Origin of the sequence: Arthrobacter rhombi, assembly GCF_039526245.1 — a bacterium.
In the GTDB taxonomy this organism is placed as follows: Bacteria; Actinomycetota; Actinomycetes; order Actinomycetales; family Micrococcaceae; genus Arthrobacter_H; species Arthrobacter_H rhombi.
In genome coordinates this window covers 305,968-318,900 of sequence record NZ_BAAAIV010000004.1, presented here as the reverse complement: position 1 = coordinate 318,900, position 12,933 = coordinate 305,968, and the positions used below count along the sequence as shown (strand labels likewise).

At 68.5% G+C, this 12,933-nt stretch carries 10 protein-coding genes; 7 read left to right on the top strand and 3 right to left on the bottom strand.

Translation table 11 applies throughout. The annotated features are described in order from the left end of the window. Positions 1–125 precede the first annotated feature (125 nt). The 6 genes from ABD088_RS03965 (at position 126) to ABD088_RS03940 (ending at position 5,486) form a co-directional block, all read left to right on the top strand. A complete protein-coding gene (locus ABD088_RS03965) occupies positions 126–1,349 on the top strand; it encodes an acetyl-CoA C-acyltransferase (protein ID WP_343900220.1) in 1,224 nt (407 codons plus the stop codon). A 2-nt stretch (positions 1,350–1,351) separates the two neighbouring features. Beyond that, positions 1,352–2,179 (top strand): enoyl-CoA hydratase/isomerase family protein, encoded by an 828-nt coding sequence (locus ABD088_RS03960; protein ID WP_343900219.1) that lies wholly within the window; start codon positions 1,352–1,354, stop codon positions 2,177–2,179. A 5-nt stretch (positions 2,180–2,184) separates the two neighbouring features. After that, on the top strand, positions 2,185–3,051 hold the full coding sequence (locus tag ABD088_RS03955) for a 3-hydroxyacyl-CoA dehydrogenase family protein (RefSeq protein WP_343900218.1): 867 nt from the start codon (positions 2,185–2,187) through the stop codon (positions 3,049–3,051). A gap of 34 nt (positions 3,052–3,085) precedes the next feature. Then, positions 3,086–3,787, top strand: a complete 702-nt coding sequence (locus ABD088_RS03950; protein ID WP_343900217.1) for a tyrosine-protein phosphatase — start codon at positions 3,086–3,088, stop codon at positions 3,785–3,787. Between the two features lie 10 nt (positions 3,788–3,797). Continuing rightward, positions 3,798–4,403: a GNAT family N-acetyltransferase gene (locus ABD088_RS03945; protein WP_343900216.1), complete on the top strand. Its 606-nt coding sequence runs from the start codon at positions 3,798–3,800 to the stop codon at positions 4,401–4,403. Between the two features lie 81 nt (positions 4,404–4,484). Then, a complete protein-coding gene (locus ABD088_RS03940) occupies positions 4,485–5,486 on the top strand; it encodes an NAD-dependent epimerase/dehydratase family protein (RefSeq protein WP_343900214.1) in 1,002 nt (333 codons plus the stop codon). 7 nt (positions 5,487–5,493) lie between these two features. Here ABD088_RS03940 and ABD088_RS03935 read toward each other — a convergent pair whose 3' ends face one another. Genes ABD088_RS03935 through ABD088_RS03925 form a run of 3 tightly spaced genes read right to left on the bottom strand, consistent with a single transcriptional unit; the run spans position 5,494 to position 10,828 of the window. Further along, a complete protein-coding gene (locus tag ABD088_RS03935; RefSeq protein ID WP_343900213.1) occupies positions 5,494–7,902 on the bottom strand; it encodes a GNAT family N-acetyltransferase in 2,409 nt (802 codons plus the stop codon). Next, positions 7,899–9,269 (bottom strand): lysine N(6)-hydroxylase/L-ornithine N(5)-oxygenase family protein, encoded by a 1,371-nt coding sequence (locus tag ABD088_RS03930; RefSeq protein ID WP_343900211.1) that lies wholly within the window; start codon positions 9,267–9,269, stop codon positions 7,899–7,901. Before ABD088_RS03930 ends, ABD088_RS03935 begins: the two co-directional genes overlap by 4 nt. Further along, positions 9,269–10,828 carry a pyridoxal phosphate-dependent decarboxylase family protein gene (locus ABD088_RS03925; protein ID WP_343900210.1) on the bottom strand — a complete coding sequence of 520 codons (1,560 nt, stop codon included), beginning with the start codon at positions 10,826–10,828 and terminating at the stop codon, positions 9,269–9,271. Before ABD088_RS03925 ends, ABD088_RS03930 begins: the two co-directional genes overlap by 1 nt. A gap of 312 nt (positions 10,829–11,140) precedes the next feature. Here ABD088_RS03925 and ABD088_RS03920 point away from each other — a divergent pair, with 312 nt between their 5' ends. Then, complete coding sequence (locus ABD088_RS03920) at positions 11,141–12,832, top strand: ATP-binding cassette domain-containing protein (protein WP_343900209.1); 1,692 nt, start codon at positions 11,141–11,143, stop codon at positions 12,830–12,832. Positions 12,833–12,933 lie beyond the last annotated feature (101 nt).

Here is a 12,933-nt window from a genome sequence, read left to right as displayed (position 1 = left end):
TGACCGTGCGCTGCCCGGGTGGGAATCTACTTAGTGAACGATTGGTCGGTAATTGTGTCGCCGGACGCATGATCGACTGCCGGCGACGAAGCCTGGACGTCGGGCCAACCGAAGAGGAGTTTTGCATGTCAGAAGCATTCCTGGTGGGCGGAGCCCGCACCCCGGTCGGCCGGTATGGGGGGGCGTTGTCTTCCGTGCGTCCCGATGACCTGGCGGCACTGACCGTGCAGGCCGCCGTCGAACGCGCCGGCATCGACCCGTCCCTGGTCGACGAGGTCATCTTCGGCAATGCCAACGGTGCCGGGGAGGAGAACCGCAACGTCGCCCGCATGGCCTGGCTGCTCGCCGGCTTCCCCGACACGGTCCCGGGCATCACGGTGAACCGGCTGTGCGCCTCGGGCATGTCGGCGATCACCATGGCATCGCACATGGTCAAGGCAGGAGCCGCCGACATCGTGGTCGCCGGCGGCGTCGAATCGATGTCACGTGCCCCCTGGGTGATGGAGAAGCCGGACAAGGCCTTCGCCAAGCCAGGAGCCAGCTACGACACCTCGATCGGGTGGCGTTTCCCCAACCCCGCCTTCCTCTCCGGGGAACTCTCCCGCGACGGCAAGGCCACGTTCTCCATGCCCGAGACGGCCGAGGAGGTCGCCCGGGTCTTCGGCACCTCCCGCGAGGACTGCGATGCCTTCGCCGTCCGCTCCCACGAACGTGCCCTGGCCGCCATCGCCGCAGGACGCTTCGCCGACGAGATCGTCCCCGTCACGGTCAAGGGCCGCAAGGGGGCCGAGACGATCGTGGACACCGACGAGGGCCCCCGCCCCGGGACCACCCTGGAGGTCCTGTCCGGCCTGCGGCCCGTGGTCAAGGGCGGCAGCGTGGTCACCGCCGGAAACGCCTCGACCCTCAACGATGGCGCCTCGGCGATCATCGTCGCCTCCGAGGCGGCCATCGAGAAGTACGGTCTGAAACCCCGCGCCCGCATCCTCGACGGCGCCTCCGCCGGAGTGGCCCAGGAGATCATGGGCATCGGCCCGGTTCCGGCGACCCGCAAGATCCTCGAGCGCACCGGACGCACCGTGGAGGAACTCGCCGCCGTGGAACTCAACGAGGCCTTCTCCTCGCAGTCACTGGCCTCCATGCGCGAACTGGGGCTGGACCCCGGCATCGTGAACAACGACGGCGGCGCCATCGCCCTGGGCCACCCGCTGGGATCCTCCGGTTCCCGGATCGTGATCACGCTGCTCGGCCGCCTGGAACGCGAGGCCACATCCGGGTCCAAGCTCGGGTTGGCGACCATGTGCGTCGGCGTCGGCCAGGGCGCGGCGCTGCTCGTCGAGGGCGTCTAGCCGTGGGCGGGGAAGCACCCGGGCACGACGGCGGCCCCCGGCTCGATGCCGCAGCCTTCACCACGCTGCTGGTCACCGAGGCCGAGGACCGCCTGTGGGTGCGCTTGCACCGCCCGGAGGTCCGCAACGCCATCGACCAGACCATGGTCGATGAACTCCACGTCATCTGCACCTACCTGGAGACGGCCCCCAGGATCCTCATCCTCTCCGGAACGCCCGGTGACCCGGAAACGGGGGCCAAGGGGATCTTTGCCTCCGGCGCCGACATCGGCCAGCTGCGCGCGCGCCGCCGCGAGGACGCGCTGGCCGGGATCAACTCGACACTGTTCGACCGCATCGCGAAACTGCCGATGCCGGTGATCGCCGCCCTCGACGGGTATGCCCTCGGCGGCGGAGCCGAGCTGGCCTACGCCGCCGACTTCCGCATCGGCACCGAGGCCCTGCGGATGGGCAACCCGGAGACCAACCTGGGCATCATGGCGGCCGCCGGGGCGACTTGGCGGCTGAAGGAACTCATCGGGGAACCGATGGCCAAGCACCTGCTGCTCGCAGGGAAGGTCGTCCGTGGGGAGGAATGCCTGCGGATCGGCCTGATCACCGAACTCGTCGAACCCGCCGATCTGGACGCCGCGGCGAACATCCTGGCGGACTCGATCGCCGCCCAGGACCCGTTGGCCGTGCGTGTTTCCAAGGCAGTGTTCCACGCCCCGCGGGAGGCACATCCCGTGATCGATACCCTGGCCCAGTCGATGCTCTTCGAATCAGAGGCCAAGTTCGAGCGCATGCAGGCGTTCCTGGACCGCAAGAACACCGACAGGAAGAAGAAATGACCCCCATGAGCTCCACGAACACCACCGCCGCCCTGCCTTCACGTGTGGGGGTCCTGGGTGGCGGACGCATGGGCGCCGGCATCGCCCACGCCTTCCTGATCCAGGGCGTCGAGGTCCTGGTGGTAGAACGCGACGAACCCAGTGCCGAAGCGGCGCGCGAACGCGTTGCCACAGCAGTGGGCAAGTCGATCGACCGGGGGCTGGCAGGCACCGCCGCGGACCACCTGGCGCGGCTGGGAGTGTCCACCACCTACGCCGACTTCGGTGACCGGGAGCTCGTGGTGGAGGCCGTCCCGGAGATCTGGGACCTGAAGGTCTCCTCCCTGCAGGCCGTCGAGGCCGAACTGGCCGAGGACGCCGTGTTGGCCTCGAACACCTCCTCCTTGTCGATGAGCGGGCTGGCCGGGCACCTGCAACGTCCCGGATCCTTCCTGGGCCTGCACTTCTTCAACCCGGTTCCCGCCTCGACGCTGATCGAGGTCGTCATGGCCGAGCAGACACGTCCTGGGCTGGTGGATACCGCCCGCGGTTGGGTCGCGGGGCTGGGCAAGACCGCAGTGGTGGTCAACGACGCCCCCGGCTTCGCGTCCTCGCGCCTGGGCGTGGCGATCGCCCTGGAGGCGATGCGCATGCTCGAGGAGGGCGTTGCCAGCGCCGAGGACATCGACAACGCCATGGTGCTGGGCTACAAGCACCCCACGGGTCCGCTGAAGACCACCGACATCGTCGGGCTCGACGTGCGCCTGGGGATCGCCGAGTACCTGCACGAACAGCTCGGCGAACGCTTCGCCCCGCCGGCGATCCTGCGCCGCAAGGTCGAAGCCGGGGAACTGGGCCGCAAGAGCGGGAAGGGTTTCTACGACTGGAGCTGAGGGCACTCACCGGACCCCATGGCAGGATGGGCGCATGAACGAGGTGCACTGGGAAGGCGCAGTCAACGCCCGGCACGTGGCCGGCCGGCTGTATCGGATGGGCCGCAGCGAATGGCTGACCGAACGCGGCTGGCGGCAGGCCCATGCCGACGGGATCCGCACCGTGGTGGACCTGCGCAATGCCGATGAGCGCCGCCGTCGTCCCACCGACCCCGAGGTGGGCCCCGGGGCGCTGGCGGGGATCACGGTGCTGCATTGCCCCACCGAGGACCAGTCCCACGCCGGGTTCATGGCGGCGGCTGCTTCCGCCGATACCCCGTACCTGAGCGACCCGCGCTACTACTCGGCGAATCTCGAGCATTTTCCCGAGCTCATTGCCGGGGTCTTCCGGGCCCTCGCGCAGGCCCGGGGTTCCGTCGTCGTGCATTGCTCCGCCGGGCGGGACCGCACCGGGATGATCATCTCGCTGGCGCTCTGCCTGGCCGGGCTCCGCGATGCGGTCGCGACGCAGTACGACGCCGGGGCGCGCGGCATCAACGAGTGGCACCGGGTCAGCCCGGTGAAGCACCCCTATGAACGCCATCTGGCACCCGCCGAGCTGGAGGCGGCGCTCACCGGACGGCAGGCGGCCCTGGCCGAGTTCGTCGACGGCATCGAGGTGGAGGCGTTCCTGCTGGACCAGGGGCTGGAACCGGCCGAGATCGACGCGGTACGCCGGCTGCTGCTCGGATCGTAGGCTGGGAACCATGAACCAGCTCGAACCGGTCACCCTGCGCGGGGGACTCGTCACCCTCGAACCCCTGTCACCCGAACACCACGACGGGCTGGTGGAAGCGGCCAGCGACGGAGAACTGTGGAACCTCTGGTACACCGCTGTCCCGCGCCCCGAGGGGATGGCCGCGGAGATCGAGCGGCGGCTGGACCTGCAGGAGGCCGGCAGCATGCTGCCCTTCGCCACCCGGCGGGCCGCGGACGGGGTGCTGCTGGGCATGACCACCTACATGAACATCGATGCTTCGCTGCCGCGGGTGGAGATCGGCTCCACCTGGAACCGTGCCTCGGCGCAGGGCACCGGGACGAACCCCGATGCCAAATTGCTGCTGCTCGGCCACGCGTTCGAGACCCTGGACTGCCCCGCCGTCGAATTCAGGACGCATTGGATGAACCAGCAGTCCCGGGCGGCCATCGAACGGCTCGGCGCCAAACTCGACGGCGTCCTGCGCTCCCACACCCGCATGGCCGACGGGTCACTGCGCGACACCTGCGTGTATTCGATCACTGCCGCAGAATGGCCACAGGTCCGTTCCGGCCTGCGGTTCCGCCTCTCACGTCGACCGTCACCGACGAGCTGAGCCGCACCCCACCGGAAGTCGGTGCAGAACTTTGCCCATTCGACTTGCCAGAACCCAGCCCGGGGGAGTTGGCTGGTGGGCATGGCAAAAATCCTCATCCTCGGTGGAACCCAGTGGCTTGGTCGGACCATCGCGCAGCAGGCCCTGGGAGAGGGGCATGAGGTCACCTGCCTGGCACGCGGAACCACCGGAGGATTCCCGGACGGTGCCACCGCCATCATTGCCGACCGGGACACCGACGGCGCCTACGATGCAGCCACCGGGGCGTGGGACCTGGTCGTCGAACTGACCCGGAAGCCGGCCCACGCGAAGGCCGCCGTCGAAGCGCTCTCACCGCACGCCGAGCACTGGGTCTACGTCTCCTCCTGCTCGGCCTACGCGCTGCATTCGAAACCCGGGGCCGCTGAAGCCGCCCAGCTGCTGGCCGCCCTGGACTCCACCGCCGAGTACACCGACGACCAGTACGGGGCAGCGAAGGCCGGTTGCGAATGGCTCACCGTCGCCTCACGCGGCAACGCCGTCCTGCTTGTACGACCTGGCCTGATTGGCGGCCCCGGGGACCCCTCCGGACGGACGACCTACTGGCCGCTGCGCTTTGCTGCTGGACGTGAACCGGTGCTGGTCCCGCAGGACGAGGACGATGCCCGTTACGTCCAGATCGTTGATGTCCGCGATCTGGCGGCCTTCATCCTGCGCGCCGGCCTGGACGGACGCCACGGCCCCGTCAACGCGGTCGGCGCTGAAATGCCGTTGGGCGATGTCATCGCCAGCGCCCAAAGCGCCGCCGCATACACCGGGGAGGTGGCCGCCTATCCTCTGCACCGCATGGAGGACGACACGGTGGAACCCTGGGCGGGGCCGCGCTCGCTGCCGCTGGTGTTGCCGGCGGGCAGCGACTTCGCGGGGTTCGCCCGCCGTTCCGATCGCAAGGCACTGCGGTGGGGGCTGGTCCGCCGGCCGCTGGCCGAGACCTTTGCCGACATCATCGCCGCCGACGGCGGACTCCAGGGGGCAGACGGCGAAGGTCCGCGCTCGGGATTGAGCGCGGACCACGAGGCCGCATTGATCGGCCAGCTCGCCTGAGCAGCAGCTATCTGCCGGCCCACGGGTTGGCCAGGGACCCCGCGTAGAGCAGGCCCTCGGACTGGTTGCCGATGTCGAGCATCTGCTGGTTGTTGCGCAACTGCAGGCGGTTCAGGCAGGACAACTCGAACTCATCCCCGAAGAGCTCCAGCGCGTCGAAGGCCTGCGCCGTTTCGGGGTTCCGGGCGCGGTAGGCCCGCAGGCGGTCGGCCGCCACATCCCAGAAACCCGCCTCGGAGATCAACGCCTCGCGCTCCAGCAGCGGGGCCAGGAACCGCAGGAAGCAGTCCACGATGTCGGTGAAGACCACCAGCCGGCGTTCGGCGTCGGGAACCTGCGCACGGATCCGCTCGACCGCTGCGGGCAGCGGGGTACGGTCTCCCAGCACGGCGACCTCCTCGGCAAGGTCCTTGAGCAGTACCCGCTGCGGAACGCCGTCATGCAGGACCAGGATGACGTTCTCCCCGTGGGGCATGAACACCAGATCGTGGGCGACCAGGCAATGCACCAGCGGTACCAGATAGGCGTCGAAGTAGCGGCCGAGCCACTGCCCGGCACCCAGACCCGACCGGCGGATCATCGCCGCGGCGACGGACCTCCCGTCGGCATCCACATGCAGCAGCGACGCCATCGTGGCCAGCGACTCCCCGTCCTGCAGCCGGTCCACAGGTGACTCGCGCCAGAGCGCGGCCAGCATCTTGCGGTAGGGCGAATGCTGGTCGGTGGCCGAGTGGAACAGGGGATTGGCGTAGCCGACGGCCGCCACCTCGCGAAGGAGTTCCGCGCGGCTGCGTCCCACCTCGGGGTCGGCGTCGAAGAGCCCCTGCAGCCAGTCGTTGATGGCCGGCGTCGCCTTCATGTATTCGGCCGAGAGCCCGCGCATGAAGCCCATGTTGACCACCGACAGCGCCGTTTTCACGTAGTGCCGCCGGGGCGCGCTGCGGTTGAAGAACGTGCGGATCGACTGCTGGGGCTGGTAGAGGTCACCGGAGGACCCCAGATGCACCAGGTGCCCGGTGGCGATGTCCCCGGCGAAGGTGACCGAGAGCTTCTTCTCCCACTGCCACGGATGGACCGGCAGGTAGAGGAAGTCCTCCGGATCCAGTCCGGTGGACAGGCAGGCCTCGTCGAGGCGTTCGGCGAAGGCGGCACGCTGGCCGGGATCCAACTCATCGTCCAGCAGGGCCTCGACGTCCAACCCGCTGACCGCCGAGAAATGCGCGCGGCTGGTGTGGGCGGCAACCCACTCGAGTTCGATCACCGCGCCGGTTTCCGGGGCGTAATCGAGGTAGTCGGCAGTGCCCAGGCCGGCGCGTCCGTTGTTGGCGACGAAGCAGGGGTGTCCCTCGGTCATGGACGCCTCGATGCGTTGGAAGTCGGCCACGGGATCACCGGTGCCCACTGCCAGTTCGTCGGCGGTGGCGCCCGAGTGCAGCTGCTTGAAGCAATGCCCGGCCAGCGTGCTGCCCAGCTCCTCCAGGTAGAGGGGCAGCTGGGCATCGGCCAGTCCGAGCTCGTCGCGGAAGCGCACCACGAACTCCTGGACGTCGGGAACGTCTGCACCGGAGCGGGCGCCGTCAGCTGCCATGGTCCGGACCTCGATGGATGCCGGGTCCACCATCCAATGTTCCAGGGCATGCACGGTGGCGGAGAACGCATACTCATAGCCGTGGCCGTGCAACACCCAACCGCCGGGTGCCGGCTCGGGGTGGAGCAGCCGTTCATGGGTGAATTCGGCGATCGCCTTGGCCAGGACGTGACGCTGCGCGGCGGCCCAGCGTCCGGGGGAGAGGTGGACGACCGAAGACGACGGCAACCCGGTGGCCGCCGCGAAGGCAGCACGCGTGCACCAGGACAGCAGCGCCGTCTTGGCCGGGGCGCCCGGGAGTTCGGGCAGTTCGACGCGTTGCCAGGGAACGAATCCGAGCCGGGAGTTCAGCGAATGGACCGCGGAGTTGCGGGCATCGGGCTCGACGACGACGCGCAACACGGCAGGATCGGCGAAGAGGTGTGCCAGGCCGGCCCGCAGGGCGTCTTCGCTGAAGCCGCTGCGGGCGACGGTGTCGTTATGGGCCGGCTCGGGCAGCAGCAGATGCAGGCCGGCATCGCCCGGGCGCCGGGGATACGCGTTGGCCAGCTGCGAGTGTTCCGGGGCGTAGGTCTCCAGCAGGAAGGAGGGCTTCCCCTCGTGCTCGGCGATCAGCGCCTGGTGGTGGGGGTTCGCGCTGATGGCGCGGTGCTCGTCGCGGACCTCGTCGAGGGTGGCATCGGGCATGCCCCAGAAGCGTGCGTGCTCGGTGGCGATCCAGCGATGCAGCAACTGCGCATCCGTGCTGGGATCGACGGGACGGAAGGTGAACCGGGCCGGTGGGGTGTCGTGGGTACCGGTGTGGGTGCTCAGGGTCTGGGCGGTCATGCGGTGGCCTCCTGCAGGGGCGTGGCGGATGGGGTGGGCGAGGGGTTTCCGGGGGTTCCCGGGGTGCCGAATTCCTGGAAGGCGATGCGTCGTTCGACGGCGTAGTGCTCGACGCCGGTGATCCGGTTGATGATCACCGCATTGCGGTAGGCGCCCATCCCCAGATCGGGGGCGGTGAATCCGTGGGTGTGCAGTTCGGCATTCTGGACCAGGATGTCCCCGGCGACGCCGACCGAGTAGTGGCGGTCGACGTCCAGTCGGCCGTCGGGCAGCCGCTCCAACCGGTCCGCTATTCCCGCCAGGAAGGACGGCTCACGGTAGGAGTACCCGGTGGCCAGGACCGCGGCGTCGACACCGATCACCTGGGTGCCGCCGTCGTCCTGGTTGCGCAGCCCCAACTGCCAGCGCCCGCCGTCCTGCTCCAGGGACTCCAGCGAGGTCGCGGCCAACAACCGCACCGGGGGCGCCCCCTCGACGCTGCGGCGATAGAGCATCTCGTGGATCTCATTGATCAGATCGGCGTTGATGCCCTTGAACAGCGACTTCTGGGTGGCGTTGAGCAGGTCGCGGCGTTCTTGCGGCATGGAGTGGAAATGATCGATGTACTCCGGCGAGGTCATTTCCAGGGTGAGCTTGGTGTACTCCAGCGGGAAGAAGCGCGGCGAGCGGGTGATCCACAGCAACTCCTGGTCATCGCCCAACCCGCCGAGCAGGTCGGCGAACACCTCTGCCGCACTTTGGCCGCTGCCGACGACGGCGAGGCGGCGGCGCGAACGCAGCCGGTCGCGGTCCGTCCGGTAGGTGGAGCTGTGCACGAGCGGGGCGGTGTCGCCGGTCCGCGCGGCGGACAGGGCGTCGCGGGCTGCCGGGGGGACCTCGGGGGTGGTCCCGGTGCCCAGGACCAGCCGCCGCGTGCGCACCTGGGAGGTGCCGCCGTCGTGCTCCACTTCCAGGGTGTAGACGCCTGCCTCGAAGGAGGCGCTGACCACGCGCTGGCCGAAACGGACCGATGCGAGCCGTTCGGCGGCCCAACGCAGGTAGTTGTTGTATTCGGCGCGTAGCGCGTAGAAGTCCTCGCGGATGTAGAACGGGTAGATCCGCCCGGATTCCTTGAGGTAGTTCAGGAACGAATGCCGGTTGGTCGGGTCCGCGAGGGTGACCAGGTCGGCCATGAAAGGGACCTGCAGGTGGGTGCCCTCGAGCATCATGCCGGGGTGCCAGGCGAGCTCGGGGGCGGCCTCCAGGACGAGGATGTCCAACCCGGGGACGTTTTCCGCCAAGGCGGCGAAACCGAGGTTGAAGGGCCCGGCGCCGATGCCGACGGCATCCAGGATCCGGTCGTTGGCGGTGGTGTTTGCGGTGTGCATCAGTGCTGGCCTCCCACGGTGGCCGGGGTGGAAGCGGCGGCCAGATGGTCGCCATGATCGCGGGCGGCGGTGATGATCGAGGCGATCTGGGCCGCGGTGGTGCGGGGATTGAGCAATGTCAGCTTCAGGTGGCGCCGCCCGTCGAGGGTGGTGGCGGCGACCATGGCCTCGCCCGAGGCGTAGAAGCGGGCGCGGATGGCGTCATTGAGCCGATCGGCGTCCTCCTCCGTGTGGCTGGTGCCCGGCACCGGGACGTAGCGGAACACCACGGTGCTCAACTGCGGTTCGGCGGCCAGCAGCAACCGGGGCGTTGACCGCACGGTATCGGCGGCCGACTGGGCCCGGTCGAGGACCTCGTCGAACATGGCGCCCAGCGGGCGGGCGCCGATGGAACGCAAGGTGATCCAAAGCTTGAGCGCATCGAAGCGGCGTGTGGTCTGCATCGACTTCTCCACCTGGTTGGGGGCCTGGCCGGCCTCGCGGGCGGGATTGAGGTATTCGGCGTAGTGCGTGATGTGCCCGAAGGCGTCCCCCTCCCGCAGGAGCAAGGCGCTGGACCCGATGGGCTGGAAGAAGGACTTGTGGAAGTCGACGGTCACCGAATCGGCTGATTCGATGCCCGACAGGCGCTCGCGGTGCTGCAACGACACCAGCAGCCCGCACCCGTAGGCGGCGTCCACATGGAACCATGCCCCGTAGGAACTCGCCAGCCCGGCGACATCGCGCAAGGGATCGATCGCGCCGAAGTCGGTGGTGCCGGCGGTGGCGACGATGGCCATGGCCTGCTCGCCCGCTGCCGCGCCCTGGGCCAGCAGGCGGGCCAGTTCGCCGGTGTCCATGCGGTGGTCTGCATCGACCGGAACCGACACCACTGCCTCGTCGCCGAGGCCGAGTGTGGCGGCCGAACGGGAGACGCTGAAGTGGCTCTCGGCGGACGCGTAGATCCGCAGTCCCTCGAGCCGTTGGGGCAGGCTGCCGGAGCGCCCCGCAGTGGCCCGGTTGCGGGCGATCAGCAGGGCCTGGAGATTGGACTGGGTTCCTCCGGAGGTGAAGATGCCGTCCGCCGAGCCGCCCAGACCCGCCAGTTTGCTGGTCCAGTCGATGAGGCGGCGCTCGATCAGGGTGGCTCCTGCGCTCTGGTCCCACGTATCCATCGAGGTGTTCAGGCTGGTCACCAACGACTCGGCGGCAACGGCCGGGATGGTCACGGGGCAGTTCAAATGGGCGGCGTAGCCGGGGTGGTGGAAGTAGACGGCATCCCGGGTATACAGCTCGGCTGCTTCGGCCAGGGCGGCTTCGGTGTTGCCCAGGGGGGTCTCCAGGTCCACCGCGTCGATGGAAACCTCCAGCTGGTGGGGTGACGGGCCGGTGCTGGGGCCGGCCGCGGTGGCGATGGCCTCGGCGGCCGCCAACGTGGCAGCGTTGGACTCTCCCACGTAGCGATGGGCGGTGTCGCCACACAACAGGGACTCGAGGCCGGTGGCCAAGTCGGCCGACGAGGTGCCTGCCGGCTGCTGAAGCGTGGCAGTGGAAGCCGCGCGCTGGGTCGAAGAGTTCATGGGGTTCCTTCGAAGTCGAGGATCATGCAGGGTAGCCTTACCTAAGGCGCTGCTATTAAAGACATACAACCTCTTCTCAATACAATTTATGTAACGTTCTTCACGAAATATCGGATGGATCGGGGGTGTCGCGAGAAGTCATGCAGACTCCCATTGACATCTCCCAATGAGTGGTGCGATGCTGGCATGGTCCCCTCCCCGACGTAAGGAATCCCGGTGAACATCTCGGCCGCCTTCGCCTAGCCCTGCGCCGAGATCCACCGCGACACCCCGCGGGTCCTCCTGGCGCATTCGCCACCCCAGGAGACCTCCATGCAGAACCACCACCCCATCCTTCTCGACCACCTGGCCTTTGCCTGGCCCGACGGACGACTGGTCTTTGATGACCTCAGCGCGACATTTGGCAACGGCACGACGGGTCTTGTCGGCCCGAACGGGGCTGGCAAGTCAGCGCTGTTGCGGCTGATCTCCGGTGAACTGATGCCGGACGCCGGCACGCTGCACGTATCCTCGCCTCCGGCCTTCCTGGAACAAAAACCCATCAGGGATCCCCGGCCAACTGTCGCTTCCCTGCTCGGTGTTTCCGGACGGCTCGCGGCGCTGCGTCGGATTCTGGACGGGCAAACAGGTCAGTTGGAAGAGGACCTGGCCAGCGTCGGTGACGATTGGGACCTCGAGGAGCGGGCCATCGCCCTGTTGGCAGGACATGGGCTGGAGGATGCGGGCCCCGGCTTCCTCGACCGGACCGCGGCGACGCTGTCCGGAGGAGAGGCCATGGTCGTCGCCCTGGCCGGCCTCGAATTCCTGGGCAGACCCATCACGCTCCTCGATGAACCGACCAACAACCTGGACCGCGAGGCCCGGGGCCGGCTGTACTCGGCAGTGGAGCGATGGCGTGGCACGTTGCTGGTTGCCACGCACGACACGACACTGCTGGGACTCGTGGACACCATTGCCGAACTGCGCCCGGTGGGCGTCCGTGCCGGGCTTCCCGGATCCGTGGAGCTGCATCTACATGGAGGCGACTGGGCGCACTACCAGGGCGTCAAGGCCGCGGAGCTCGAAAGCGCCGAACGCAGGGTGCGCGACGCCAGCGCCAAGAGCGCTGTGGAGCGTCGGCAGCAGGTCGAAGCCGAGACGAAACTGGCCCGACGGGCCAAACAAGGGCGGAAAGCGGCCGATAGCCTCCCGAAGATCCTGGCCAATGAATTGCGCAAGCGCGCCCAGGAGACGGCCGGGCGGACACGTCAATCCATGGCGGCCAGCAGTGATGCGGCACGGGCCGAACTCGATGCCGCCAAAGATGACCTGCCACCGGATCTGTCCATCACCATCGACCTGCCCGGCACCCGGGTCCCTGCTGGACGCGAGCTGATGCGCCACGTCGCACCTGCGGACGTACCGTACGGCGTCACCGAAGAGGGGATGGAGCAGGTGCCGGGGCCGGGGCTGGTCATCCGGGGGCCCGAATGGATCGTCCTGGCCGGTCGGAACGGGGCGGGAAAAACGTCCCTGCTTCGCGAGCTGGAAAGGTCCGCTGCCGTGCCGGTCGGCGTGCTGCGGCAGGATCTCTCCGCGGACGATGGAGGCTGGGAAGGGGTGGATGCCTCGGCGTCGGTCCTGGAGAATGTGAGGGCGGCGGCTCCGCAGACACCCGTGGAGGACATCAGGGCCAGGCTGGCCCACTTTCATTTCCGCGGCTCACGCGTGGGGCAGCCCGTATCCCAGTTGTCCGGCGGGGAAATCTTCCGAGTCGCACTGGCGCGGATTCTTCTGTCTGACCCAGCCCCGCAGCTGCTGCTCCTGGACGAGCCGACGAACAACCTTGATCACGAGACCATCGTCCAGCTGCTGGGGGCATTGCGCGCGTATGCGGGCGGTCTCGTGGTCGTCAGCCACGACGAGGAATTCCTGGATCGGTTGGGGAAGGTGGGTGGCCGTGACCGGCGCCAATGGGAACTGAAGCGTGTGGCTCCAGCCCCACTGTCGACGCCGATGATGTGACGATCCTGCCTGGTATCTGAGCGGACCCGGGCAGCGCGCCCACCTCCGCCAGAGCGAAGATCCCGAACGCGACCAGCCAGTGCGGGATCCCGAGTGCGGGA

Bases quoted from the DNA above. Each gene is read 5' to 3' on its own strand.
- ABD088_RS03920 (WP_343900209.1), top strand. From the start codon at position 11,141: ATGCAGAACCACCACCCCATCCTTCTCGACCACCTGGCCTTTGCCTGG.
- ABD088_RS03945 (WP_343900216.1), top strand. From the start codon at position 3,798: ATGAACCAGCTCGAACCGGTCACCCTGCGCGGGGGACTCGTCACCCTC.
- ABD088_RS03940 (WP_343900214.1), top strand. From the start codon at position 4,485: ATGGCAAAAATCCTCATCCTCGGTGGAACCCAGTGGCTTGGTCGGACC.
- ABD088_RS03935 (WP_343900213.1), bottom strand. From the start codon at position 7,902: ATGACCGCCCAGACCCTGAGCACCCACACCGGTACCCACGACACCCCA.
- ABD088_RS03955 (WP_343900218.1), top strand. From the start codon at position 2,185: ATGAGCTCCACGAACACCACCGCCGCCCTGCCTTCACGTGTGGGGGTC.
- ABD088_RS03925 (WP_343900210.1), bottom strand. From the start codon at position 10,828: ATGAACTCTTCGACCCAGCGCGCGGCTTCCACTGCCACGCTTCAGCAG.
- ABD088_RS03965 (WP_343900220.1), top strand. From the start codon at position 126: ATGTCAGAAGCATTCCTGGTGGGCGGAGCCCGCACCCCGGTCGGCCGG.
- ABD088_RS03950 (WP_343900217.1), top strand. From the start codon at position 3,086: ATGAACGAGGTGCACTGGGAAGGCGCAGTCAACGCCCGGCACGTGGCC.
- ABD088_RS03930 (WP_343900211.1), bottom strand. From the start codon at position 9,269: ATGCACACCGCAAACACCACCGCCAACGACCGGATCCTGGATGCCGTC.